The organism is Natrinema pallidum DSM 3751, assembly GCF_000337615.1.
Classification (GTDB): domain Archaea; phylum Halobacteriota; class Halobacteria; order Halobacteriales; family Natrialbaceae; genus Natrinema; species Natrinema pallidum.
The window spans coordinates 26,412-51,028 of the sequence record NZ_AOII01000069.1; the positions used below are offsets into that span (position 1 = coordinate 26,412).

Genomic DNA, 24,617 nt, shown 5'->3' on the forward strand with positions numbered 1-24,617 from the left:
TATGCGTTGGAACGGGACGGTCAGGCAGTCTCGAGCGGGTCGATCAGCGATGACTCGTCCGTTGCCGGATCGTTGACCGCCGTCGAGACCGGATACGCCCGCATCTCGTCGGCCGGATACGGCTCGAGGACCGCCCGGCCGGCCTCGCCCGATAGCCACCGCCGTTCGGCGTCGGGGTCGAGGATCACTGCCATCCGATGATGGAGGTCCGAAATGAGGGTGTTGGGCTCGGTCGTGATGATCGTAAACGTCTCGAGTGGGCCGCGTTCGCTCCCGTCGTCGACGCCGCCCCCGAAGGCGTCGAGTCCCGTCTGGGTCGTCTCCGGTTCCCAGCGCTCCCACAATCCTGCCATCGCGAACACCCGTTCGTCCTCGAAGGTGACCCGATAGGGACGTTTCCCATCGTCAGTCTCGACCCACTCGTAGAACCCGTCCGCGGGAACGAGACACCGACCCGCCGAAGGCGTGTCGAGCGCTCGCTCGTTCGACTCGCGAGTACACCGCCGTCCCTCATAGGCCTCCCGAAAGCTCGGCTTCTCGTCGACGGACTCGGCCCGCGCATTGATCAGCCCGCCGCTGTCGTCGTCGGCCCACGACGGGACCAGCCCCCACTCGAGTCGCTGGAACGTCGCCGGCTCCGCGTCCGTGATCACCGGAAGGTCCTGTCCCGGAGCCATGTTGTACCGCGTCGTGAACTCCGCGTCCCGAAACCGGGCGTCGAACCGCGCCTCGAGGGCGTCTTCCTCAGCGACGAGCGTATAGCGTCCGCACATACTCGACCGTCGGGCGGCCAGCACAAAGGAACGTCCGGTCGCGGTCGTCCGGACCGGCCGGGGCTGCCGACGGCTCGAGGAGACCCATCGCTCGCCCACGCGAAATACCGGTTCGGACGACACCCACACACAGTAGTATGACGCGCTTACCTCGAGTCGAGCGACCGGTACGGACCTCGTTACGATACCCGATCCAGGTGACGTTCCCGTCGGGGTCATCGTGGACGACCGGTACGAACTGGTGGTGTGTCACTACGGCCGGCCGAAACTCGGCGATCCGGATGGCCCCCGCTGCTGGATCGCGGCCGACCCCCCTGTCGACCGCGAGCGGTAACACGCTCTTCCGTACCTTCCCCTTCGAACGCGATCGGCGACCTGTCGCTCACGACGCTGTTCGCGACGAAAAACGCCAGGACAGGGATTTGAACAGTTGCGAGACGATCGGCCTCACTCCGTTCGGCCGCTGCGACTCGCGTGTTCGAATCCCGTGTGTCGTTTCGTGGGTTTTGATTACTCGCGACGCTACGCGTCGCTCGTAGCAAATAAAATCACGAAAACGCCAGGACAGGGATTTGAACCCTGAATCCCAAAGGGAACACGCTTTCCAGGCGTGCGCCTTACCGTTCGGCCATCCTGGCTCGGATTGTCCTAACCGCGTCTGTCGTTTAACCCTTACGAGATCCGTTTCCCGTCCCGCGGTCGGCTGCCCACGCGGCGAGTCGCGGCTCGAGCACGTATGCTCCGGTTCCCGCACCGAAGCCGACCAGCAGTGCGAGCCCCAGCGCTCGCGTGATCGTCACGAGCGGCTCGACGAGCAGGGCGTAGCCCTGGACGAGCACCAGAAACGACAGGCAGCCGATGACGCCCCACAGGGCGACGGATTTGGCCCGGGGATCGAGTCCCATCTTCCCGGCGGGATAGCCGCTCACGTCGCCCTCACTCGTCTTCGACGGACGCGATGGCTTCGATCTCGACGCCGACGCCCTTCGGGAGCGCGGCGACCTCGACGGCGCTGCGGGCCGGCGGCTGGTCATCGAAGTAGTCGGCGTAGGCCTCGTTCATCGCCTCGAAGTCGTCGATATCGCCGAGGAAGACGGTCACTTTGAGAACGTCCTCGTAGCTCGCACCCGCTTCGTCGAGGACGGCGTCGAGGTTGTAGAGGGCCTGCTCGGTCTGGGTTGCGATCGGTTCGTCGTCGAGCAACTCGCCGTCGGCGGTCATGGGAATCTGACCGGCGGTGAAGACAAGCGAGTCGTTACTGGTCGCCTGACTGTACGCACCGACTGCAGCAGGAGCATCGTCAGTTTCGATGATTCGTTTCATACTCGGAGCTTCACACCGAGGTGGCATAAAAGCGGGCGAAGTCACATTCCCGCCGGTCGGAAAACGGGACGTGTCGCCACCCAGCCACACTCAGGCGAGCACGTCGACCGGGTACCCCGAATCCCGCAGATCGGCAAGGAAGTTATCGACGTGATCGGGGCCGCGCATCTCGAGTTCGATCTCGACTTCGGTGTCGTTCATCTCGACCTCTCGCGAGGTCCGGTCGTGGTGGATCGCGTAGATGTTGGCCTGGTGGGCGGTAAAGACGTCCAGGAGGTCCTCGAGCGCGCCCGGCTGATCCTTCAGCACGGTCCGGATCTTCAGGTAGCGGCCCGTCTCGACGAGACCGCGAACGATGACGTTCGTCAGCGTGTTGAGGTCGATGTTCCCGCCACAGAGCGCGGGGACGATCGTCTCGTCCGCGTCGTACTGGAACTTCTCGAAGAGAACGGCGGCGAGCGGGACCGCGCCAGCCCCTTCGACGACGGTCTTCGACCGCTCGAGCAGGTAGACCAGGGCGACGGCGATCTCGGGATCGGAGACGGTGACGACCTCGTCGACGTACTCCTGGATGTGCGGGAACGTCCGCTCGCCGACGCTACGGGTCGCGATGCCGTCGGCGATGGTGTCGACGCCGTCGAGGGCGATAGGCTCGCCTTTCTCGAGCGACTTCGCGACGCTCGAGGCACCATCGGCCTGGACGCCGATGACGCGTGTCTCGGGTTTCTGTTCCTTGATCGCGGTCGCGATGCCGCTGATGAGCCCGCCGCCGCCGATGGGAACGACGACCGTATCGACATCGGGGCAGTCCTCTAGGATCTCGAGGCCGATCGTCCCCTGCCCGGCCATGACGTACTCGTCGTCGAACGCGTGGACGTACGTTCGGTCCTCCGCGCGTTCGATCTCGTGGGCGCGTTCGGCGGCTTCGTTGTAGTCCTGTCCGGAGAGGACGACCTCCGCCCCGTAGTTCTTGGTTGCCTTGACCTTCGAGATCGGCGCGTGCTCGGGCATGACGATCTTCGAGTCGACGCCGGACCGCGTGGCCGCGAGCGCGACGCCCTGTGCGTGGTTGCCCGCGCTCGCGGTGACCACGCCCGCGTCCGTCTGTGCCTCGGAGAGCGTCGCGATCCGGTTGGTCGCCCCACGGATCTTGAACGAGCCCGTACGCTGGAAGTTCTCCAGTTTGAGGTGGATATCCGCCCCGGTCATCGATGAATAGGTATGGGAGTGCTCGAGCGGCGTGTGTCGAGATGTCTCCCGGACCCGCTCGCGTGCCTCGAGAATGTCGTCGAGTTGCAGCATATGCCTGTCTACTCGGCGTGGGGTGTAAGGATTACTGTCGGGGATCAGCGGTCCGGCGACGGCCCGCCGATCCGCACAGGGATGTGCCATCGACCTGGATGACACGACAGGGAATACAGGGAATGCACGGCGTGTGACGTGCGAATAGAGAAGCGCACCGTGACCATATAAAACTCATGCACCCGGAGCGGAAGTGAAACCGCAAGCAGGCGTCGGGAAGATGTCGTCGTCAGACGCGGGACAGACGGGCGTCATTCGAGGGGTCGGATCGAGAAATCGGCCCCGGAACGTAGCCCCTCACACGGCCCCGGAACGGCCCGGTCGCGTTCGGCGTCGTCGACGGGAGGCGATGGGACCGATCGCAGCGGTGAGACTGACGTGTCGGGACGGAAAGGGCAGCGAAACCGGGGGCAGGTTTATCGCTCCTCGAGCGGAACGAACTCCTGGTCCTGTGGACCGGTGTAGCGGGCGCGCGGACGAATGAGACGGTTGCTGTCCTGGTACTCGAGGACGTGGGCGATCCAGCCGCCGGCGCGGCTCATGGCGAAGATGGGCGTGTACATGTCGATCGGGATGCCGAGTTGATAGTAGACGGAGCCGGAGTAGAAGTCGACGTTCGGAGCGATCCCCTTCTCGGTGAGGCCCTTCTCCTCGGAGAGGTACTGTTCGATGGTGGTGGTGTAGTTGTACCACTTGTCCTCGCCGTTTTCGGCGAGTTCCTTGCTGCGTTCCTGAAGGATCTTCGCGCGAGGGTCCTTGACGTTGTAGACACGGTGGCCGAACCCGGGGATACGACGGCCCTCTTCGGTCGCCTGCTCGACCCACGCGCGGTGGTCGAGGTCGCTCTCGTCGATCTCGATCAAGACCTCCATGACGTCCTGATTCGCGCCGCCGTGAAGCGGTCCCGAAAGGGCGCTGATGCCGCCGGTGACGGCACTGTAGATGTCGGCCATCGTCGAGCCGATGACCATCGAGGTAAACGTCGAGGCGTTCAGCCCGTGGTCGGCGTGGAGGATCAGCGCCTGATCGAAGGTTTCGGCGGCGATCTCGTCGGGCTCCTCGCCGGTCAGCATATAGAGGAAGTTCGCGGCGAGACCCAGATCGGGGTGAGGATCGACGGGGTCCTCGCCGAGGCGGTAGCGCTCGAAGGCCGCGAGCGCGGTCGGAATCTTGGCCGTGATTCGACGACCCTTCCGGAGCGTCGCCTCGAGATCCTCGGGATCGGCGTCGTCTTCGGGTTCGTAGGCCGAGAACATCGAGACTGCGGTCCGGAGCGCGGCCATCGGCTGTTCGTCGGCGTCGGCGAGTTTCTCCATCGTCGCGAGGACGTCGGCGTCGACCTCGCGTTCGTCCATGAGCGCGTCGGTAAACGGCTCGAGTTCGTCCTCGGTCGGGAGGTGACCGTTCCAGAGCAGATAGAGGACTTCCTCGTAGCTCGCGCCGCGAGCGAGGTCCTCGATCGTGTAGCCGCGGTAGATCAGCCGACCGGCATCGCCGTCGATCGAACTGAGCTCCGATTCGGCAACCAACACACCCTCGAGCCCTTTCTTGAGGTCGTCAGACATAGTCAGGAATTTCGGACGCCAATGGAAAAGCATTATCGTTTGCCCGGTGCCGGCGATCGATACCGGTGATGTTCGGGTTTGCCGGTTTTACGACTACGGACGAACGCTCGTTTCGTGATCGAACGAACAGACAGTCAGTCGATGACCGGCCGAACGACTATAATTGTTTTTCGTTAGGATAGGTGGCCGAAGCCGCATCCGGATCGGTCGGAGACGGCCGCCGCGGACCCCGCCACGGCCGAAAGACCCGAGACGGAGCCGAGTCACGGCGCGCCCGCCCCGCAGACTCGTCGGCGCTCGTCCGACAGTTCTGGCATGCCCCACGCAGAAACGGAGCCGTCACCGGAGCACTGGGACGGCGCGGTCGGTCACCGTCAACACCCCTCTGCCTCGAGAATGGCGTCCATCAGCTTCGTCTGGGCGGCCGCCAGATGTTCGGTGAACGTCGACCGCGCGACGCCGAGTTCCTCGGCGACATCCGTCGCGTTCGCGCCCTTCGGATAGTCGAAGTAGCCCATCTCGTGGGCCGTTTCGATGATCTCCCGCTGTCTGGTCGTGAGTTTCTCGCGGTCGACGACGACCGGGTCGGCGGAAACGTCCTCGTGGTCCTGCGTGAGTTCCTCGACGACGACGCCGTCGAAATACGCGCGCAGTTGGTCGACGATATCGGCGATCTCGGCCAACTCGAGGGTTCGAAAGGAGAGGAGCAACGCCCCGTTCTGGGCGCGAACCGACGAGACCGGCGTTCCCGTTCCCTCGATGACCTCACAGGCACAGTCGGCGGCGCTGTCGCGCTCGAACCGATAGATCGCTTCTCGGTCGTTGGACTGGACCGGTGTCAGTTCGACGTCGTACTCCCCCTCGAGCGAGGCGTCCGCGTCGACGCCGAACTCCTCGACGACCGTTCCCTCGGCCGTCGTCTGCGACGACCGGGAAACCGATTCGACCGGGTCCTCAAGGGAGGCGGAGACATCGGCCACCGGACAGTCCGCCGGTTCGTCGACGACGACCGTTGCACGAAAGCCCGACATACTGGTTTGGACGGCCGCATGCGGCATAACTGGAGACGGGAATTCCCGCCGGGTGAAAATTCCACACACCCGCGGACGGCCGGCGAGCATCGCTCGCTTCGGTGCCGCAGCCGACCGACCCGTCACAGCGATCGGGGACCGGGTCGACGGTCGTGATACCGTGACCCTCGGAAGTCTTATTCCCCGATCGATCCTACGTTTGTTTGTAATGGCGAAAGGAAGCGTTGATTTCTTCAACGACACAGGCGGCTACGGTTTCATTGAGACGGACGACGCGGACGACGACGTATTCTTCCACATGGAAGATGTTGGCGGTCCGGATCTCGAAGAAGGCACAGACATCGAATTCGATATCGAACAGGCCCCCAAGGGGCCGCGCGCGACGAACGTCACGCGCACGTAAATTCAGAAGAACGCGTCGCCCCCGGTGACGCGACAGTACCTGTTGATTTTATGCGACGCAGTCATCCACGAGCGGCGTCACCGCTCGGCTCGCCGAGACCAGTCCCAAAGCGGCGAACGCGACACCGAAGAGAGAACGGTCGTGAGAAACGCCAGTCGAGGACCGCGGTTAGAGCTTCTGGCCCAGCTTTTCGCGGCTGATATGGACGCCCGTGGGCGTAATGATCATCTGATCCTCGCCCTTCCGGACAATGTCGCCGTCGACTTCCTCGGCGACCTGTCGGAGTTCGTCGACGATGTGTTCGACGGTACTATCCTCGGTCCGCAAGCGCGTGATGTCCGCGATGACGATGTCGCCATCGTAGACAGCGTCTTTGATATCGATCGCATCGGCCTGACTGCCGACCTCCGCGATGTGTACCTGCATCGCCGCCTCGGCGGAGCCCGTCGAGACGTCCTCGAGGTTCAGTTCCGAGTAGTCCTCGACGGACCGAGACTGGCTGCCGCCGAGAATTTTGCTCATGAGTCCCATTGGCGGTATCCACCGCCGCCGTCAGTATAGTTCTTACGTCAGACACGGTCCCGGCGGCAGGACTGTCCGTGCGGGCGACGGATCGCCCACGTCTCCGTGGCGGCGAGGAGCCGACCGAAAGCGTCCCGTCGTCCGAGACGAGACTGGTCGTCCATAGCTTTTTCAGCCGCAGACGCCACGCGCAAATTATGACGTTCAGCATCTGCGTCCGCGAGGAGTACGAGACCGAGCGCGGTGACCGCCACCGCCGCTTCGGCGTCGCGGTCACGACGCGGTTGCCCGGCGTGGGGACGCTGTGTCCGTTCGTCAGCGACAGCGGTGCCGTCGCCACCCAAAGTCTCGTCAACGTCGATCTCGGCGCGCGCGGCATCGAGTACATCGACGACGGATTGGCCGTCGACGACGCCCTTCAGGCCCTGCTCAACGCCGACGACAGCGCGCCACAGCGCCAACTCCACGGCGTCGACGGCGAGACGACATTCGCCTTTTCCGGGCGCGAGTGCGTCGACGAGTACGGCCACCGCGAGGGCGACCACTTCACCGTCGCGGGGAACATGCTGACCGGCGACGCCGTTCTCGAGGCGACCGCCGAGGCCTACGCGGCCAACGCGGTCCACGACGCGACGGACCGCGCGACCGGTCCGCGCGCCGTCACGGCGGATGTCGAGACCGACCCGCTCGCGAAGCGGCTGATCGACGCGTTGGCGGCCGGCGACCTCGAGGGCGGGGACAAACGCGAGGAACTGTCGGTCCAGAGCGCGGCGGTGGTCGTCGAGACGACGGAGTCACACGCCGTCGAGCCGCCGTACAACGATCTGCGACTCGACGCGACCGAGACGCCGATCGCGGCTCTCCGGGAGACCTACGACCTCGCGAAACGGGGCTACAGGGACACCCTCGGACGGTACGAGGGTGCGTTTACCGCGGGGTCGCTCGACGAAGTCTCGGAGTGACGCCCCGACTCAGTCGACCACAGTGAGTGTCTGCCCCTCAGTTGCGCCCAAGCGCATCGGCTCGTCCTGCCACTCGATTGTGAGGCGGTGACGCGGCAGGTACGGAGCCAAGGTGTGAACCGAAAGCAGGCCGCGGTAGACGCCGTCGCTGACAACGGGGAGGTGTTTGACGCCGTTCGTGCGCATCGTTTCGGCGGCGTCGGCGATCGTCGCAGTCGGCGAAACCGTCGTCACCGGCGACGACATGATCACTCGAGTCGCCGGGCGTTCGGCCGTTTCCGCGACCAGTGCGACGATATCCGATTCGGTGACGATGCCGACGACCGACTCGTCCTCGAGGACGGGGAGCGCGGACACCGGTGGCCGACGGAGGGAGCGGGCCGCTTCGGTCACGGGCGTTTCAGGGGCGATCGGCGGCGGCGAACTGAGGTCGACCGATTCGACTGTCGTCTCGATCATCACGGTCTCGTGGTACCACGAATCACTACATAGGCCTAGTGGACAAACGTCTCTTAGGTGCTAGTATTCCTAGCAGTGACAAGGGGTGGAACAGTGGTTACTCCGACATTCAAGGCACGTAGCTGCAGTCAACGACCAGTTTTTGGCATTCGTTCCGCTCGCTGCCGCGGTACGGCCTACCCGGTGAACTCGTAGAGTTCGTCGCCGACGTGGTGTAGCGAGTCGACGACCTTCCCCTCATTCCCGGCCATCTCCGCGCCGTCGACGCGGGCGCGGCCGACGGCGAGCACCTTTCCGTGGGACTCCTCGGCGATGACGACCAGATCGTCCGGCGAGATGTCCGCAGTCGCCTCAGTGATCCCCGGCCGCATCACGTCGGCCCCGTCGCTGACGAACGAGACGGCTCCCGCGTCGACGGTAACAAGCCGTTTCTCGGGTTCGTAGGCGTTCGCCCCGCGGACCGTCAGAAAGAGATCGTCGCCGAACTCTGCGACCTGTGGCTCGCCGTCGATGAGGACGACCTCCCAGTCGGTGTCCTCGAACTCGACGCGCTCGTAGGCGTCGCCCTCGGGCGAGACGCCGAGTTGCTCCTCGAGAACGTCCTCGAGATCGGACACCGCATCGCTACGGAGGTGATGTCGGGACTTGACTTGCATGTCCGGAGCAACGCGCGGTCCGGAGTTAAAAGGCGCGTTCCGGGGACCGGTCGCCGGCCGCGAATCGGGACCCCTGGCGGCCAGTACAGGGTGAGCGTGTGATAATCGATAAGTACCCGCATGCCGTCGGCCCACGCATGTGGCCCTCCAGGACCCGGACGGAGACGGTCACCTGTCTCGCCTGTGGGACCGAGCGGCCCCGCGACGAGGCCCGTGAGTACGACAAGCACGGTGACCGCTGGGATCGCGACGGCAAAACCTTCGAACACCTCTGTAAGTCCTGTCACGGTGACCTCTGTCATCACCCTCGCGACGAACTCGAGGCGCTACTGGTCGACCTCGAGGCCGGCGAGCGAGACCGGGCCGCCTTTCTGACGCGCTATCTCGCGACGGTCGAGGAACGGTACGGCACGCTCGAGGAGCGGGAGCGGTAATCGCTAGAGGTCGGTCGCGACGAACCGCCGGTAGCCGATGAGGGGAGCGAGCACTGCCCACCCCAATAGGACGGCGGCGCTGAACCAGACCATGGAGCGATCGGCGTCCGACTCGAGCACGGGCACCAGCAGCCGTTCGTAGGCGAGACTTGGAGAGAGCGCGCCGACGTAGGACGTCCACCACGGTTGGGTCACTGGTTCTTCGAAGCCGGCCGCGGCGTAGGCAAGCCCGTCGGGCACGAACCGCCAAACGAACAGGAGGAGAAGCAACGCGCCGAAGACGGCGAACGTCGCCCACGTCTGGGTGCGAACCGTCGCCGAGATGCCGATCGCGATGGCGAGGTACGCGAGCCCCAGACCGGCGCTGGCGAGGAGATAGCCGAGAACGGCGGTCGTCGGGATCGTGTGTCCGGTGACGAAGACGACGGCGAGGCCGGCGAAGACGCCCGCGAGCAGGGACACGACCAAGATCGCGTATCGGCCGACGTACGTCCCGAGGACGATATCGCGTCGGTCGTGTGGCAGCCCGAGCAAAAGCGTCAGCTGGCCGTTCGAACGCCGCCTGACGATCGCGCTCGAGGCGAGCAGCAGCCCGGCCACCGGCACGAGGAGCACGCTGGGAAGCGCAAAGTAGTCGATGAGGTTGCTGGAACCGGCGTATCCTCGGTCGACCTGCCTGACGTGGAGTTCGGCGAGGACGGCAAAGATCAGCGCGAAGGTCGCGGCGAGCGCGTACAACTGCCGGTTTCGGATCGCGTCGCCGAGTTCCTTCCGAGCGATCAGCTGCCAGTTCATGTCGCCCCCTCCGTGTAGGAGACGAACAGCTCCTCGAGCGACGTCTCACCGGTCGAAAAGTCGCGGATCGTCGCTCCGGCGGCCCGGATCTCGTCGAGCACCCGGAGTTTCGCGTCGGCGGTACAGCCGACGACGAGGGTGTCGTCGCGTTCGTCGACCGTCGATACTCCATCGAGGGACGCGACGGCGGGCGCGACGGCGGCCGGCTCGCCAGTCAGGTCGACGATCAGCTCCGAGCCTGCGTCGGCCGTCTCGCGGAGCCCGTCGATCGTGTCGACGGCGACGAGGTCGCCCGCGCGGAGGATGGCGACGCGGTCGGCGACCGCCTCGACCTGTGCCAGGATATGACTCGAGAAGAAGACGGTAGTGCCGCGGTCGCGTTCCGTGCGGACGATTTCGCGCATGCGTCGGACGCCGTGGGGGTCGAGTCCGGTCGACGGTTCGTCCAAGATCAACACGTCGGGCGACCCGACCAATGCCATCGCGAGCGCGAGGCGCTGTGTCATCCCCGTCGAGTACGCCGCGGCGGACCGGTCTGCGGCGTCGGCGAGACCGACCCGCTCGAGCAGGGCCCCCGGCTCGTCGTCGGCGTCGGCCGCCTCGATCGCGTACGCGAGGTGCTGGCGACCGGTCATCGTCTCGAACGGTGCGAAGCCCTCGGGCAGGATACCGACGCGTTCCCGGACGGCGACCGGGGCTTCGGTGACATCGTGACCGAGCACGTCGACCGAGCCGCTCGAGGGATGCGTGTAGTGGAGCAGGATGTCGATCGTCGTCGACTTGCCGGCACCGTTCGGCCCCAGGAAGCCGAACACTTCGCCGGACTCGACGGTCATATCGATACCGCGGAGGGCGTGAACGTCGCCGAAGCGCTTGGTAACGTTTTGGAGGGCTATCGCAGACATTTACTCCAACAGTATGTTGGATATAAAATATATATTCCGGTCGAAGACGCATCGAGCCGCGGTCTCGGCGGGTCGGACGCGTGTGGGCGGGCGGATTCGCATCCCGACACGACTTTCACTCTTACGCGCGTAGCCCTCGTCATGAGTGACGACGCACAGGCCGACGCCGGAACGGTGGAAGGCCAGGGTCCCGTCGAGGTCTCGGAGGATCTCGCGCGCCATCTCGAGAACAAGCGCGAGGAACTGTTCGAGAAGTTCGAACTCCGCGACGAGTTCCCGCCCGAGGTTCTAGAGGAGGCCGAAGCCCGAACGGAGGGTGTGACGGCCGAAATAAGCGACGAGATCGACGAGCGGAAGGACCTGCGCGATCTGACGACGTGGACGACGGACCCGATCGACGCCCAGGACTTCGACGACGCGCTTTCGATCGAGGAACGCGACGACGAGTACGTCCTCTGGGTCCACATCGCCGACGTGACCCACTACGTCAACCCGGACACGGCGATGTGGGACGAAGCCGTCGAACGGGGCAACACGGTCTATCTCCCCGGGTACACGGTCCACATGCTGCCGCCGGTGCTCGCCGAGACGGTCTGTTCGCTGGTCGCCAACGAGGACCGACTCGCCCACACCGTCGAGATGCACCTCGACAAGGAGCATTTGAGCTACGAGAACATCGAGATCTACAAGTCCGTCATCCAGTCCGACGAACGGCTCACCTACGCGGAGGCCGAAAGCCGTCTCGAAGACCCGGACGCGCCGCTCCACGAGGAGAACAAACTGGTCTACGATCTCGCCGAGCAGATGCACGAACAGCGCAAGGAGGACGGGTCGCTCGTCCTGAACCCGAGCCGCGACCGAGCCCACACCATCATCGAGGAGTGCATGCTAAAGGCCAACAAGGCCGTCACGCACGAACTCATGTGGAACCGCGGCGTCGAGGCCATGTATCGCGTCCACCCCCAGCCCAGCCCCGACGAGTGGTCCGAGGCGCTGCGCGAGATTCAGGACCTCGACGGGGTTTCGATCCCCGGCAGTACCTGGGACGACCCCCGAAAGGCCGTCAACGCGACGCTTGAGGAAGCGCCGGGCCGCCAACTGGACAAGATCCAGTGGGCGGTGATGAAGGTCATGCCCCGAGCGCGGTACATGAACGACCCCTTCGGCGGCCACCACGCGCTGAACTTCGAGATCTACGGCCACTTCACGAGCCCCATCCGCCGGCTCAGCGACCTGATCAACCACTGGATCGTCTACCAGAACGACGTTCCCGAGAACCTGATCGAACTCTGCGATCGCGCCAGCGACAAGCAGAAAGACGCCGAGCAATGTGAGCGCGAGTACAAGGACTTCCTGCAGGAGGTCGGCCTCGATCCGATGGCGGTCAACAACCGCGGGATCGAAGTCGTCGACGAGAGCGAAGCCGAGAAAACGTTGTGAGCGCGGCGCTGGCAGGCAGGCGGTACGGTGGCTGACTGCCACCGTCCGATTGAGAGGCCCCGCTCGAGCGGGCTACTCATCAACCGACACCGATTTCTCGTAGACGTGTTCCTCGAGCCCCGCCGCCAGATCGGACTTTCGGGTCGCGACGCGTTCGAACCCCCGGGATTCGTAGAACGAGATGCCGATATCGTTGGCCGCGAGGACGGCTACCCGGAGGCGGTCGAACTCCGCGGCGAACGCCCGCTCGAGGGCCTCGAGCAACGCGGTTCCGATCCCCTCGCCCCAGTTGGCCGGCCGGATGTAGAGACGAGCGAGAAACGCGACCGACACATCCTCCGGCCAGGGGACGGCGTGTGCGAACCCGTAGTAGTCGGGCTCGAACGCGGGGCTGGCGGCCGGCGGGTCCGTCGCGACGAGAAACGCGGCGTCGTCGCGGTCCGTCGCCGTCGCGATCGACGACTCGAGATCGCCGATCGCGTACCACTCGTCGACGACATCAGCGACCGTTTCGGGACCGATGACGTCGTCGTAGGCGGCGTGCCAACTCTGGCGTGCGACCCGATGGACGGCCCAGACGTCGTCGACCGTCGCCGGGCGGACGTCTCGACTCACGTCCGGGGGTAGCACGGCGGTCGGTAAAAAGCGGGGCCCGACCCCACGCGATCCGTTACGGTCGCTGCGCGATGAATTCGAGCCCGACAGACGCGTTCCACGTGGCCTCGAGCGGCTCCACCGACCGGCGGGCCGTACGGGACCACCGAGACCGCGTCCGGGGACGCTGTCGTCGCCGTCGCACGGCCCGAGCGACCTACCGCGAAATGTCCTCGCCCTGATTTTTGACGACGGTCTCGACCTCCTCGGCGGTGACGAGCGCGACATCGCCGGGGATCGTCCGCTTGAGCGACGCGGTCGCCGCGGCGTACTCGAGGGCGGTCGGCACGTCGTCGCCGTTGAGACGACGCGCGATGAACGCGCCGGCGAAGGCGTCGCCGGTGCCGATCGGATCGACGGTCTCGGTGTCGTAGGCGTCGTGGTCGTGGACGACGCTGTCGTGCCAGCCGACCGCCCCCTCGGAGCCGCGGGTGACGACGACGGTCGTGAAATCGTACTGCGAGCCGAGTTTGTGTGCCAACTGTCGCGGGTCGCCCTCGAACCCGAGGACCGTTCGCGCGTCGCGGGCGGCGATGATGAGGACATCGATCCCCGGGAACAGCCGCGTCAGCGTCTCCTTGGCCTCGTCGGGTGACCAGAGCTTGCGCCGATAGTTGAAATCGAAGGCGGTCGTCGTCCCGCCTTTCCGAGCCGCTTTGAGCAGGTTGAGCGTCGTGTCTCGCAGCGTCGAGGAAAGCGCGGGCGTGATCCCGGTCGTAAAGAAGACCTGCGCGTCCCGGATTCGATCGAGATCGAACTCGCGGGCCTCCGCCGTCGAGACGGCGGTGTTCTTCCGGTCGTAGATCACGTTCGTGCCGCGGGGTTTGCCCGCGTGCTCGAGGTAGTAGGTCCCTTGCCGGCCACGGTGGCTCCAGACGACGTCGGTCTCGATCCCGTGGCCGCGGAGTTCGCCGACGACCCGTCGGCCGAGCGCCGTCTCGGGCACTTTCGACAGCCAGGTCGCCGATGCGCCCAGCCGACTCGCCGCGATGGCGACGTTGCTCTCGGCCCCGGCGGCGCGAACCTCGAACTCGTCCGCGTTCTCGAGTCGTTCGTCGCCCGGCGGCGACAGTCGGAGCATCGTCTCGCCGAACGTAACGATATCGGTCTCGCTCACGGCTCTTCCCCCCGGATCGATCGGCAGTGAACGGCAGCGTCTCCGTCGGCCATACTCGAGGCGACGGTCGGCGATGGTATAAGTTGTGGCGGTTATCGAGTAACGTGTCCCACACGAGGGGGAATTGTTTCACCACCTGTCCCTTCCGAGGACTCGCGCGGACGGATGCCGGGCCGACCGAAAGGCTATACCATCGCTGTTCTAACACGTTCACGGATGGTGTCGTCAGACGGACTCAAAGCGTGGTTCGACTACCAACTCCTCTTCATGGGGCTCGCTATCGTGTTTATCTGTGTCATGGCAGTGAGCAGCCGACTCGTGGCGTATCTGGGGACGCTTCCGCTCGCAGACCCGACGTTCGCGCTCGCGGTCACGGGAGGCGGTATCCTCGTGATTTTCCTGCTGGTTGTCCTGGCGGGACTGCTGAACCGAGAACGGCAGTAACCCCAGAACCGACGAACTACGGACCCACGTCCAGCGACGACGTGACCGACACCACCGCCGTCCCGTCCTCCCGCTCGAGTCCCACGTCGACCCCGAACGCCTCGAGCAGCGTACACCGCGTCTCGACGTGGTCGGTCACGGCGGGAATCCGCATCCGTCCGCCCGCGAGCGCGAGACAGACGAGCAACTGATCGGCCATGTGTCGATCGACCGGTGCCGCCCCCTCGAGAAAGCGATTCGCGGCGTCGGCGGCCTCTTCGCCGACGCGCTCGGCTGGTTTCCCGCGCTCCCCGAGGGCGGAGAAGCCGGCGACGCCGGTCCCATGATCGATGCGGAGCACCAGCGCGGAGCCGGGCGAGGGACTCGCCGTCGTCGTCTCACAGCGCGTCGTCAGTTCGAGACCGGCCGCCGAGTCCAGTCGCTCGAGCGCGCCTTCGGCCTGCCGGGACGCGACATCGCGGTCGGCCAGCGATTCCGACTCGGTCGAGGAGATGCGAAGCCCGTCGAGCGGTCCCCGTTCGGTGAGGGTGATCGGCTCGAGGCGCGAGGGCGCGAGTCGGAGCGTGACCTCGCCGCCGCCGTCGGGATAGAACCCGCGCCGGTCGACCTCGCAGGCGGCTTCGACGCCGAACCGGCGGATCAAGGGGAGTTTGACGTAGCGGAAATAGTCGAGCGGCGGCGACCACGCCACGTCCGTCCCGCCGGTAACCGTCACCGAGAGCGGGGACTCGAGGATCGTCGCCAGCGGCAGGAGGGCGTTGCACAGCAGCGTCGCGCTGCCGGCGGTTCCGATGTCGACGGCGTACGTTCCGCCCTCGAGTCCCCCGTGCCCGGAACCATCAGCGGACTCGAGACCCGGATCAAACGCGACCGTCTCCGCACCCAGTTCGGCACCCGCGACGTCAGCCTCACAGAGTTCGGCCATCGTCTCGAGGACAGCCAGATGCTGGTGGCGAAGCCCGGGCGTCGAACGGTCACCGCGGACGTGCTCGAGTCGAACCGGCTCGTTCTCCAGGACCGACAGCGCGAGCGCCGTTCGGAGAAACTGGCCGCCGGCGCTCGAGCCGTCGAGTTCGCGAGAGGTCGTCATGTGCGGGGATTGGGTCTCAAGTCACCTACTAGTGCCGACGTCGGTTCGTGTCGCTCGTGGGCCGGTGGGCAACTGTTCATTCGAGCCGAGTATCCGTAAACCGGCTGTAAAATACCTGTGGCTGTGGTAGCCGTTTCAAAGAGGTTCGTTACAACGACGGGGGTTTCCAATTATCAGCGTCGAAGTACTCTACACAGATCAAAAACATGGATTCGAACCCATTTATTTTAAAATAGGGGAGAGTATACCGGAATAGAGGTGAAAGGTATGGATGAAAACCATCGATCGACTGGTATCACTATCATACTCCTCGGTATTGCGGGTATTGGTATTTTTGCCGTTGGTCCGTCCGGCGGTTCTAACAAGAGTACCGGAATCGCGGTCAGTACTTTCTTCGTCCTTTGTGGATTGTTCGTCTATTGGGACCCCGATATCGGAGAACTCACGTCAGCTAGCTCTTGGGTCAATGGACTGTTTTGGATCGTCGTGGGTGTCGGTATTATCACGTTCGTAGTGATGTTTGAACCGACTCTTCTGTCGGTGAAAGGAAATGGCATCATCATCGGCATCTTTCTCACCGTAATTGGTGTATATCAGCTGATAGAGCTTCGACGCCAGTGACGTTCTCTCACGAGTGAACTTACGGAGTCGCCACCACAGACGGAGCCTACGCACGGCAATCCGCGGGATCGCTCTATCCATCCGAAAGTGGTGATACGAGTTCCAGACCGATCGCACAACCATCGTGCGATCGGGTATGCGGTGACTCGCAATGGCTACTATCGATCGGGCCGGCTTGCCCCGGCAGAATAACGACCCGGAGACAATGAGATCAGTCAACATGCACGCGTTCCGTACGACGAGCAAACTCGCGGACCGCCACACTGGAGGACACACACGAACGCCCCAACGCCGCTCGTGCTAGTCGTACAAACGGGCCCACAGGTCCTGCAGTCCAGTGCCAAACTGATGATCCAATCTGCACAGCTGGTACACGACGGTCCGCATGGACCAACGAGTTCCGACAGCTCCTTCGCGAGGAACCCTTCAGCCCAATCAATGATGATCCGTTTAATAGTCGAGCCGACGGCGGCAACCTCGACTTCGTCGACAGGTTCGACGGAAAACCGAGATTCAAACCCAGGAGTGAGTTCCTGTCGTTTCGAATCAAACGACCCCTGATCGACCGTGATGCGGAAACTCCGGACCCCCGTGTCACTCGTTTCCGCGGCTTCGATACCGACGTTCGCATGAAATCCATCGACATTGGTCCCAGTGAATACCTGAGCGCTCGCGATCTCACCGTCAACGTCGAGGGCTGACAGCACCAACTCTTCCTCTCGACCGGTCGCAGGCCGTCTGAATATAACTCCCTCGTCGCTCCCGAGTAGCGAGCCAGCACCACCGGGGACTGACGGATAGTTCTTCGGAAGTTGCGACCGCTGATCAACGTCGAATGCGAACATCGCACCGACTTCGCCGCCATATTTCGCGATGACGAGGGTACCGAAGCCGTACTCCGCTTTCAGCATCGACAGTTCGCCGTCTTCCCCGATCCGTCGCTTTTCGATGTACTCTGCGTTCGGTAACGACTGTTGATCAATTTCCGACAGTATCTGCTGGACGTGGGGATGTTCTTCGAGTTTCTTGACTTCGTCCTCGTCGACTGATTCAGCGCTAACTGGCCCAATTAACCCACTGATACCGATACTCGTGCCGATCGCGCTCTTTTTCAGGACCGCTCTTCGGCTCTGCATACCTGAGTTGGACTCTCGATCAGACATTAATTATCTATCTCTGTAATAAACACAATGCATTATATTATTTTTAAGTATTTATATTGGGATTAAAATAAGTATCGTGCGCTCCCAGATCGAGATCATTGAAAGGTGGCATCGACGGGACTAGTACGCTCACAACGGCTGCGCTTGCTACTGGTCGCGAACCCTCGCAGCAAGTTCGGTTCGGGTCATCGGAGAACTCGAGTGCATCGGAAACTGCCCGATTTGACGGGTGCTACTACTGATGACCCGGATAGTCCCGCTCGAACCGGTCCTCGAGTTCGCGGTCGTCGAACCGGACGAGTACCGGTCGTCCGTGGGGGCAGGAATAGGGGTTCTCGCAGTCGTCTAACGCGTCCAATAGGTCGACGATCGACCCCTCCGTCAACGACGTGTTCCCGGTGAGCGACGGGTAGCAGGCCAGATCGCCGAGGAACTCGTCGGCCATCGCGTCGACCGTCTCGGCACCGGCCTCGCGGTCGCCGTCGACGAACGAGGCGAGCACGTCACGCAACCGCTCTGGCTCGAGCGTCTCCGCGAGCACTGCGGGCACGGTCGTTACGGCGACCGTGCGGTCGTCGATCCGGTCGGCGTAGAAGCCGAGTCGGGAGAGCGCCTCGTTGTAATGGTCGAAGGCTTCCGCTTCGGCCGCGGTCAACTCGAGTTCGACCGGTTCGGCAAGCGCCTGCGCAGTCGGGTCGTCCGCGAACGCGGCCTGCAGGCGTTCGTAGTTGACCCGTTCGTCGGCGGCGTGCTGGTCGATCAGGACGAGGCCGTCGGGGGCTTCACAGACCAGATAGGTGTCGCGGAGTTGACCGAGCACTCGCAGGGTGGGCAGCGAGTCGAACGCGGTCGCCTCGCCCGTCGCAGTCTCGCCGGTTAGCGTCCGCTGGTCGGTCGTAGCGTCGAACTTGCGCGCCGGACGCGAATCGCGTTCCCGGTCTCGATCCCCGGTCAACTCGGCGTTTCGCTCCGCATCGGACCGACTCGGGCCGTCTCCCGTTCCGCTCGGCTCGGCTGCAACGTCGCCGTCCGTTTCCGATCCCGACTCGGCGCTTGCCGCCGTCGCGTTCGTCGCTGGGGTGTCCGTGTGGCTCGAGGCAGCGTGCGGGTCCGCGGAGCGTCCGTCGCCGGGATCGTCCGAGTCGCTCGAGTCGGTCCCGGACCCTACGGTCGCGGGCTCACCGGACGGTGGCTGGGTGTCCGGGTCTGCCTCCCCGTCCGAGGCTGTCGATTCGGTTCCGCTGTCGGTCGCTTCCGCGGCGGTCGACGCCGTCTCGAGACCGGTTTCGAGGGTCGCGGATTCACCGTCGGGTTTCCCGGACGCCGTATCCGTGGTCCCGCGATCACCGGGATCGACTCGTGCCTCGCCCGGTGCCGACCGGCCGCGGGGTGCGCGGGACCGAAGGAGACCGTGCTCGAGCAGGGCACTCTCGACCGCGGCGTCGACCTGCCGGCGGACCGCGTCGTCGTCGTCGAAGCGGACCTCCCGTTTGCGCGGGTGGACGTTCACGTCGACCGCGTCGCCGGGCACCGCGAGGAAGAGGGTGACGAAGGGGTACCGGTCGCCGCCCAGTTGCGTGCCGTATGCCCCCATGATCCCCTCGCGGACGGCGTCAGCGGTCACGGCGCGACCGTTGACGTACGTTGCGAGGTAATCCCGACTCGAGCGATTCGTTTCGGGGTGGGAAACGAGGCCGGAAACGGACTCGAGAGGGCCCGGCGGGAGGTCGTCGCCGTCGGCGTCGACGGGGATCATCGACGAGGCAACCTCGCGGCCGTAGACCGCCAGTACGGCGGCCTGCAGGTCGCCCTGGCCCGTCGTCGAAAACACCTCGCGACCGTCGTGGGTCAGCGTGACCGCCACGTCCGGGTTCGCGAGGGCGTAGCGGGTGACGACGCGGTTGACGTGGGCGAACTCCGTCGCGGTCGTCTTGAGGAACTTCCGGCGGGCCGGCGTGTTGTAGAACAGGTCCTCGATCTCGACCGTCGTCCCCGCGGGACAGCCCGTCGGCTCGACGCTGGTCACGTCGCCGCCCTCGTAGACGAGTTCCGTCCCCGCACCGTCCCCGCCGCGGGGCCGCGACCGAACGGTCATGCGCGACACCGAGCCGATGGTGTGCAACGCCTCGCCGCGGAAACCAAGCGTGGCGACGCCGGATTCCAAGTCCTCGAGGCCGTCGATCTTGCTGGTCGTGTGCTCGCGGACGGCCGTCCGGAGGGCGGCCTCGGTCATCCCGTGGCCGTCGTCGGCGACCCGGATCAGTTCGGTGCCGCCCTCCTCGACGGTGACGTCGACGCTCGAGGCGTCGGCATCTAAGCTGTTCTCGACGAGTTCCTTCACCGCGCTGGCGGGGCGCTCGACGACCTCGCCGGCGGCGATGCGGGCGACGGTATCCTCGTCTAACTCGTGGATCTCGGTGGCGTCCTGCGGGGGGGTGTGCTCGTCACTCATGGTGAGTCGGCGTCGGTATGGGGATCGCTCCGACGCGCCTGCTGTGTCGGCTACAGGTACAGACGGCGTGTGGTTAGGTCTTACGTCCTGGGCAGTCCCGTCCGGTCGTCAGTCCTCGAGACCGAGGTCCTGGGACATCGAATTGCCGGCGCGGGGAACGCCTTTCACCGTCACCGTCTCGCCGGTCATGAAGGAGGCGGCCGGGCTGGCAAGAAACTGGACGACATCGGCGATTTCCGCGGCGTGACCGATGCGGCGATCGGGTTCCTCGCGGGGCGGCATGGCCTCGCTGTCGATGCCGAGCGTGTCGGCGACGCCGGGCGTCTGGATCAGGCCGGGTGCGATGCAGTTGACGCGGATGCCGTCCTCGGCCCACTCCGTGGCGAGGGTTTCGGTCAGGCTGATGATCGCGGCCTTCGACGCGCCGTAGTGGCTCTCGCCGGGCGCGGCGTGCTGGCCGTTCACGCTCGAGAGGTTGATGATGACGCCGCCGGAGCCCTCGCGCATGACCTTGCCGGCGAGTTGCGTACAGTGGACGGTGCTGTTGAGGTTGAGGTCAACGATGGTCTTCCAGCCGTTGGCCGAGATGTCCTCGAACGGCGCGACGAACTCCCCGCCGGCGTTGTTCACGAGGATGTCGACGTCGCCGAACTCGTCGACGGTGTCGTCGACGAGAGTCCGGACCTGTTCGCGCTCGCGGACGTTACACTCGACGGCGATGGCCTCACCCGTGTCCGCGGCCGCGTTGATTCCCTCGGCGACCGGCCCCACGCGGTCCATCGACCGGGAGCAGATCGACACGTTCGCGCCGCTCGCTGCGAGCGTCTCCGCGATCGCTTGGCCGATTCCCTGACTCGCACCGGTGACGATCGCGGTCCGTCCCGCCACGTCGAAGTCTGGCTCGTGCATCGTGCTAACGGGTGTCCCAGCGTCTCAAAATTCTACCGATGGTGGGAACCGCCGTGCTCGACGAGCACCTGGAGGCGACCCTCGAGCCTGACGGACGGGAGCGGCCGGGCGGGTACCCGGGCAGCGACGGCGTCGGCCGGTCCTACCCGTGGTGCTGGGCTCGGTCCGCGGATCGGTGAAAGGTCTAAGGGCACTCCGATGGTCGATACCCCCGTCGAGTTCGGAGACGGAGTGTTCCATCACCATGCACAACTACACCGTCGACGTCCCCGAAAGGGGAGAACGAGGGATTCGAATCGAATGCAACGACCACGGTGAATGGGAGGAATTTCAGCCCGGATACCGGACGGTCGCCTTTTACTGCGAGGGCTGCGGGCTCGAGCTCGAAGTCGATCTCCGCGATTGTTACGACTGGCGCGATCTGGGCGAACTGTGCTAACGTCCCGTTGGCCGACTGTGGACTCGAGACCGACCGCCACGAGTCGCGCCACAGAACTGAACCGCGGTTCGTCGACGAGATCCCTCGGTTCACGGCCACTCCTCGCGAGCGCCGTCCCGAAGACCCGTACGGCTCGACCGGAACGACGAGTCTAGCGCAGTGGGAGCACGGAGGCCGCCGTCGAATCCGTGGTCCGGGGCGGGCGAAGCCCACGACTGACGCACCGAAACCGCAGGCCGACGAGCGGCAGGGCGGCCGACGCTTCCGGCATCAGCAGTCAGCGTTCACCGGAAACGTGGTGTGTCACTGGGTAGCTACGGTGTCGGGGAGACCGTCCGACGCCGACATCCCTATCCAGGGACGCCGCGCCGGTGACGGCACTGACTCGCACTGCAGCGGGTTCGAGCGGCGCACCGCCCTCGCATGCAGTCACTCCTCGAGTCGCTCCTGGAGTTCCTGGACCGTCGAGACGAGTTCGATCGGCGGCGTCGTGTTCACGTCGAGCGACTCGAGTTCCTCGAGAACGGCTTCGGTCTCGGGATCGATCGATCGCGTCTCGGACGCGGCCTCCGGCGGGCCGCCGTCGGTCGACGCCGACCGAGACGGGGTCTGTCCCTGGGCCACCGTTTGCGTCCGCATCGTTCCGCTGCCCAGATCGAACGTGGCCTGGACGGGTTCGCTCGATCCGCCGCCCTTCGCCTCGATGGCTTTTTCCTCGCGTAGCCGCTCCAAGACGTCCCTCGAGCGGTCGACGACGGGATCGGGAACCCCGGCGAGGTCGGCGACGTGAATCCCGTAGCTGCGATCCGTCGGGCCGTCGCGAACGGTCCGGAGGAAGGTGACCTCGCCGTCGCGTTCGTCCGCGGCAACGTGGACGTTGGCCACGCGCGGGAGGGTGTCGGCGAGCCCGGTCAGTTCGTGGTAGTGTGTGGCAAAGAGCGTCTTCGCTTTGACCTCGTTGTGGAGGTACTCGGTCGCGGCCCAGGCGATCGAAATGCCGTCGTAGGTCGCCGTTCCGCGGCCTACCTCGTCCAAAATGACCAGCGATTCCTCGGTCGCGGTGTGGAGGATGTTCGAGAGTTCGCTCATCTCGACCATAAACGTCGAGCGGCCCTGTGCGAGTTCGTCCAACGCGCCGACGCGGGTGAAGATGCCGTCGACCAGCCCGATCTCGGCCCCCTCGGCGGGGACGAAACTGCCGACCTGTGCCAGGAGGACGATACAGGCGACCTGGCGCATATAGGTCGATTTCCCGGACATGTTGGGCCCGGTAACCACGAGGAAGCCGCGATCCTCGTCCAGCCGCACGTCGTTGGGAACGAACTCCGTCGTCTGCTCGACGACCGGGTGACGGCCCTGGTCGATCTCGAGGCGGTCGCCTCGATGGAGGTCGGGCTGTACCCAGCGGTTTTCGGCGGCGTGTGTCGCCAGGCTCGCGAGCGCGTCGACCGTCGCCAGCGCCCGGCCGACGTCTTGCAGCAGTTCGGCCCGCGCGGCGACTTCCTCGCGGAGGTCCGCGAAGAGTTCGTACTCGAGGTCGCCGCGCCGGTCCTCGAGCCGGAGGATTTCGCGTTCCTTCTCCTCGAGTTCGTCGGTGGTAAAGCGCTTCGAGTTCTTCAGCGTCTTGATCTCCTCGTAGTGGTCGGGGACGCCGTCGGCGGCGGATTTGCCGACCTGAATGTAGTAGCCGTCGGTCTTGTTCCGGTCGACCGTGACGTGTGAGAGTCCGTACTGGCGCTTCTCGCGATCGGCGAGCGTGTCGAGCCACTCCCTGATCGCCTCGTGGCGCTCGATCACCTCGTCGAGTTCGTCGTCGTACCCCTGCTGAAGGAGTTCCCCCTGCGTCACCGTCGATGGCGGGTCCTCGGCGATAGCGTCCGCGAGCGTGTCCCGGAGTTGCCGGGCGGCATCTCGATCCGGTCGGTCGACGATCTCGGAGAGCGGCGAGTCGGCCAGCTCCGGGTTCGACTCGATCGAGTCGGCCAGCGCGGGTAGCACTGCCAGCGTCTCCCGGACCGCGAGGAGATCCCGCGCGTCGGCGCTGCCGTGGGTCGCCTTCGAGGCGAGGCGAGCCAGATCGTAAGCCTCGCCGAGCGTCTCCTGAATCTCGTCGCGGGCGAGCGCCGCCGTCGAGAGCGCGGCCACGCTCTCCTGACGGTCCTCGAGCGTCGCGGGCGAGCGCCGCGGGCGCTGGAGCCACTCCTTCAACAGGCGGCCGCCGGCGCTGGTCTCGGTGTGGTCGATCGTCGCGAACAGCGAGCCGTCGCGCTCGCCTTGCATCGTCTCGGTCAACTCGAGGTTGCGCTGGGTGGTCGCATCGAGCGTGACGTGGTCGTCGCCGTGGTGGGCCTGAATGCGGGTCATGGAAGCGAGCACGCCCGCGCCGGTCTCCGCGACGTAGGAGAGGATCGCGCCGGCCGCCGCGATTGTCGGTTCGCCGACCGAGAGTCGGTCGACGGTCTCGGTGCCGAACTGCTCGCGAACCGTGTGGGCCGCCCGCTTGGGCGCGAACGATTCGGTCTCGTGGAGGGTCAGGGTGGCGTCGATGCGCTCGCGAACGGTCGTCAGCAGTTCGTCGTCGGTTCGCACGGCCGGTCCCGGCAGGACCTCGACCGGATCGAACCGATAGAGTTCCGTCAGCGCGTCGTCGGCATCGTCGGCGTCCGCGACGAGGAATCGCCCCGTCGTCACGTCGGCGACGGCGAGTCCGTACCCGGATTCACCGCCGCTCGAGCCATCGGCGCTCCCGCCGTCGACGACCGCCGCGAGGTACTGGGCGTCGGCGTCGCTGGTCTCGAGGAGCGTCCCGGGGGTCACGACGCGGACGATCTCGCGGGCGTGGCCGGACTCGGTCTCGTACTGGTCGGCGACGGCGACGCGATAGCCTCGCTCGACGAGGGCCTTGAGATAGGGCGTCAGGTCGTCGAGCGGCACGCCGGCCATGGGATAGGACGAGCCGTGAGAGGACTTCTGTGACACCTTGAGGTCGAGTTCCTCGCTGACGAGTTCGGCGTCCTCGCCGAAGAACTCGTAGAAGTCGCCACACTGCATCGCCAGTAAATCGGCGTCGGTGCCCTCTTTGAGGGAGAAAAACTCTCCGACGATCCCCGTCGCCTCGGTCATATCCGGAGACTATCCCTCCACCGCAAAAACCCTGC

General features: G+C 65.1%; 26 protein-coding genes and 1 tRNA gene. 8 read left to right on the forward strand and 19 right to left on the reverse strand.

The window, feature by feature from the left end; genetic code table 11:
• Nucleotides 1-20 precede the first annotated feature (20 nt).
• The 7 genes from C487_RS10715 to C487_RS10750 form a co-directional block, all read right to left on the reverse strand.
• Entirely contained in the window at nucleotides 21-773 is a 753-nt protein-coding gene (locus C487_RS10715; RefSeq protein WP_006185771.1) for an SOS response-associated peptidase, read from the reverse strand.
• Nucleotides 774-1,330: 557 nt separating this feature from the next.
• Nucleotides 1,331-1,411, reverse strand: a tRNA-Ser gene (locus C487_RS10725).
• A 27-nt stretch (nucleotides 1,412-1,438) separates the two neighbouring features.
• The gene (locus C487_RS10730) at nucleotides 1,439-1,702 is read right to left on the reverse strand and encodes a hypothetical protein (RefSeq protein WP_006185773.1); all 264 of its coding nucleotides are present in this window, start codon (nucleotides 1,700-1,702) and stop codon (nucleotides 1,439-1,441) included.
• Between the two features lie 7 nt (nucleotides 1,703-1,709).
• Nucleotides 1,710-2,096, reverse strand: a complete 387-nt coding sequence (locus C487_RS10735; RefSeq protein WP_006185774.1) for a Rid family detoxifying hydrolase — start codon at nucleotides 2,094-2,096, stop codon at nucleotides 1,710-1,712.
• A 90-nt stretch (nucleotides 2,097-2,186) separates the two neighbouring features.
• On the reverse strand, nucleotides 2,187-3,398 hold the full coding sequence (gene ilvA, locus C487_RS10740) for a threonine ammonia-lyase (RefSeq protein WP_006185775.1): 1,212 nt from the start codon (nucleotides 3,396-3,398) through the stop codon (nucleotides 2,187-2,189).
• 416 nt (nucleotides 3,399-3,814) lie between these two features.
• Nucleotides 3,815-4,963, reverse strand: coding sequence for a citrate synthase (citZ, locus tag C487_RS10745; protein ID WP_006185776.1), 1,149 nt, complete (start codon nucleotides 4,961-4,963; stop codon nucleotides 3,815-3,817).
• A gap of 374 nt (nucleotides 4,964-5,337) precedes the next feature.
• On the reverse strand, nucleotides 5,338-5,994 hold the full coding sequence (locus C487_RS10750; RefSeq protein ID WP_006185777.1) for a helix-turn-helix domain-containing protein: 657 nt from the start codon (nucleotides 5,992-5,994) through the stop codon (nucleotides 5,338-5,340).
• 208 nt (nucleotides 5,995-6,202) lie between these two features.
• Between C487_RS10750 and C487_RS10755 the strand changes: the two genes are divergently transcribed.
• Nucleotides 6,203-6,397, forward strand: coding sequence for a cold-shock protein (locus C487_RS10755; protein ID WP_006185778.1), 195 nt, complete (start codon nucleotides 6,203-6,205; stop codon nucleotides 6,395-6,397).
• 168 nt (nucleotides 6,398-6,565) lie between these two features.
• Here the strand turns inward: C487_RS10755 and C487_RS10760 are convergent, their stop codons facing one another.
• Nucleotides 6,566-6,928: a cell division protein SepF gene (locus C487_RS10760; protein WP_006185779.1), complete on the reverse strand. Its 363-nt coding sequence runs from the start codon at nucleotides 6,926-6,928 to the stop codon at nucleotides 6,566-6,568.
• 188 nt (nucleotides 6,929-7,116) lie between these two features.
• On the opposite strand from C487_RS10760, the gene C487_RS10765 reads away from it, so the two are divergent.
• Nucleotides 7,117-7,881: a DUF1028 domain-containing protein gene (locus tag C487_RS10765; RefSeq protein WP_006185780.1), complete on the forward strand. Its 765-nt coding sequence runs from the start codon at nucleotides 7,117-7,119 to the stop codon at nucleotides 7,879-7,881.
• Between the two features lie 9 nt (nucleotides 7,882-7,890).
• Here C487_RS10765 and C487_RS10770 read toward each other — a convergent pair whose 3' ends face one another.
• Both C487_RS10770 and C487_RS10775 read right to left on the reverse strand, forming a co-directional pair.
• Nucleotides 7,891-8,340, reverse strand: coding sequence for a CBS domain-containing protein (locus C487_RS10770; protein WP_006185781.1), 450 nt, complete (start codon nucleotides 8,338-8,340; stop codon nucleotides 7,891-7,893).
• Nucleotides 8,341-8,516: 176 nt separating this feature from the next.
• Nucleotides 8,517-8,996, reverse strand: a complete 480-nt coding sequence (locus C487_RS10775) for an RNA-binding protein (protein WP_006185782.1) — start codon at nucleotides 8,994-8,996, stop codon at nucleotides 8,517-8,519.
• A 137-nt stretch (nucleotides 8,997-9,133) separates the two neighbouring features.
• Here C487_RS10775 and C487_RS10780 point away from each other — a divergent pair, with 137 nt between their 5' ends.
• Entirely contained in the window at nucleotides 9,134-9,430 is a 297-nt protein-coding gene (locus tag C487_RS10780; RefSeq protein WP_006185783.1) for a DUF7562 family protein, read from the forward strand.
• Between the two features lie 3 nt (nucleotides 9,431-9,433).
• Here C487_RS10780 and C487_RS10785 read toward each other — a convergent pair whose 3' ends face one another.
• Both C487_RS10785 and C487_RS10790 read right to left on the reverse strand, forming a co-directional pair.
• Nucleotides 9,434-10,225 (reverse strand): ABC transporter permease, encoded by a 792-nt coding sequence (locus tag C487_RS10785; RefSeq protein WP_006185784.1) that lies wholly within the window; start codon nucleotides 10,223-10,225, stop codon nucleotides 9,434-9,436.
• Nucleotides 10,222-11,130 carry an ABC transporter ATP-binding protein gene (locus tag C487_RS10790; protein WP_006185785.1) on the reverse strand — a complete coding sequence of 303 codons (909 nt, stop codon included), beginning with the start codon at nucleotides 11,128-11,130 and terminating at the stop codon, nucleotides 10,222-10,224. Before C487_RS10790 ends, C487_RS10785 begins: the two co-directional genes overlap by 4 nt.
• 141 nt (nucleotides 11,131-11,271) lie before the next feature.
• Between C487_RS10790 and C487_RS10795 the strand changes: the two genes are divergently transcribed.
• A complete protein-coding gene (locus tag C487_RS10795; protein WP_006185786.1) occupies nucleotides 11,272-12,570 on the forward strand; it encodes an RNB domain-containing ribonuclease in 1,299 nt (432 codons plus the stop codon).
• Nucleotides 12,571-12,642: 72 nt separating this feature from the next.
• Here C487_RS10795 and C487_RS10800 read toward each other — a convergent pair whose 3' ends face one another.
• Both C487_RS10800 and kdgK1 read right to left on the reverse strand, forming a co-directional pair.
• Nucleotides 12,643-13,185 carry a GNAT family N-acetyltransferase gene (locus C487_RS10800; protein ID WP_006185787.1) on the reverse strand — a complete coding sequence of 181 codons (543 nt, stop codon included), beginning with the start codon at nucleotides 13,183-13,185 and terminating at the stop codon, nucleotides 12,643-12,645.
• A 196-nt stretch (nucleotides 13,186-13,381) separates the two neighbouring features.
• Nucleotides 13,382-14,341: a bifunctional 2-dehydro-3-deoxygluconokinase/2-dehydro-3-deoxygalactonokinase gene (kdgK1, locus tag C487_RS10805; protein WP_006185788.1), complete on the reverse strand. Its 960-nt coding sequence runs from the start codon at nucleotides 14,339-14,341 to the stop codon at nucleotides 13,382-13,384.
• 216 nt (nucleotides 14,342-14,557) lie between these two features.
• Between kdgK1 and C487_RS10810 the strand changes: the two genes are divergently transcribed.
• The gene (locus C487_RS10810; protein WP_006185789.1) at nucleotides 14,558-14,785 is read left to right on the forward strand and encodes a hypothetical protein; all 228 of its coding nucleotides are present in this window, start codon (nucleotides 14,558-14,560) and stop codon (nucleotides 14,783-14,785) included.
• Between the two features lie 16 nt (nucleotides 14,786-14,801).
• Here C487_RS10810 and rtcA read toward each other — a convergent pair whose 3' ends face one another.
• Entirely contained in the window at nucleotides 14,802-15,875 is a 1,074-nt protein-coding gene (gene rtcA / locus C487_RS10815; RefSeq protein WP_006185790.1) for an RNA 3'-terminal phosphate cyclase, read from the reverse strand.
• Nucleotides 15,876-16,142: 267 nt separating this feature from the next.
• Between rtcA and C487_RS10820 the strand changes: the two genes are divergently transcribed.
• Nucleotides 16,143-16,496 (forward strand): hypothetical protein, encoded by a 354-nt coding sequence (locus C487_RS10820; protein ID WP_006185791.1) that lies wholly within the window; start codon nucleotides 16,143-16,145, stop codon nucleotides 16,494-16,496.
• A 215-nt stretch (nucleotides 16,497-16,711) separates the two neighbouring features.
• On the opposite strand, the gene C487_RS10825 is transcribed toward C487_RS10820, so the two are convergent.
• From C487_RS10825 to C487_RS10835, 3 genes are all read right to left on the reverse strand, one after another.
• Nucleotides 16,712-17,632: a hypothetical protein gene (locus tag C487_RS10825; RefSeq protein ID WP_006185792.1), complete on the reverse strand. Its 921-nt coding sequence runs from the start codon at nucleotides 17,630-17,632 to the stop codon at nucleotides 16,712-16,714.
• Between the two features lie 262 nt (nucleotides 17,633-17,894).
• Entirely contained in the window at nucleotides 17,895-20,111 is a 2,217-nt protein-coding gene (gene mutL, locus C487_RS10830) for a DNA mismatch repair endonuclease MutL (protein ID WP_006185793.1), read from the reverse strand.
• Between the two features lie 108 nt (nucleotides 20,112-20,219).
• Nucleotides 20,220-21,020: an SDR family NAD(P)-dependent oxidoreductase gene (locus C487_RS10835; RefSeq protein WP_006185794.1), complete on the reverse strand. Its 801-nt coding sequence runs from the start codon at nucleotides 21,018-21,020 to the stop codon at nucleotides 20,220-20,222.
• Between the two features lie 38 nt (nucleotides 21,021-21,058).
• Here C487_RS10835 and C487_RS20640 point away from each other — a divergent pair, with 38 nt between their 5' ends.
• Together C487_RS20640 and C487_RS10840 are read left to right on the forward strand one after the other, a co-directional pair.
• Nucleotides 21,059-21,199, forward strand: coding sequence for a hypothetical protein (locus C487_RS20640; protein WP_161605711.1), 141 nt, complete (start codon nucleotides 21,059-21,061; stop codon nucleotides 21,197-21,199).
• 65 nt (nucleotides 21,200-21,264) lie between these two features.
• A complete protein-coding gene (locus C487_RS10840) occupies nucleotides 21,265-21,459 on the forward strand; it encodes a hypothetical protein (RefSeq protein WP_006185796.1) in 195 nt (64 codons plus the stop codon).
• A 429-nt stretch (nucleotides 21,460-21,888) separates the two neighbouring features.
• On the opposite strand, the gene mutS is transcribed toward C487_RS10840, so the two are convergent.
• Entirely contained in the window at nucleotides 21,889-24,582 is a 2,694-nt protein-coding gene (mutS, locus tag C487_RS10845; protein ID WP_006185798.1) for a DNA mismatch repair protein MutS, read from the reverse strand.
• Nucleotides 24,583-24,617: the final 35 nt, after the last annotated feature.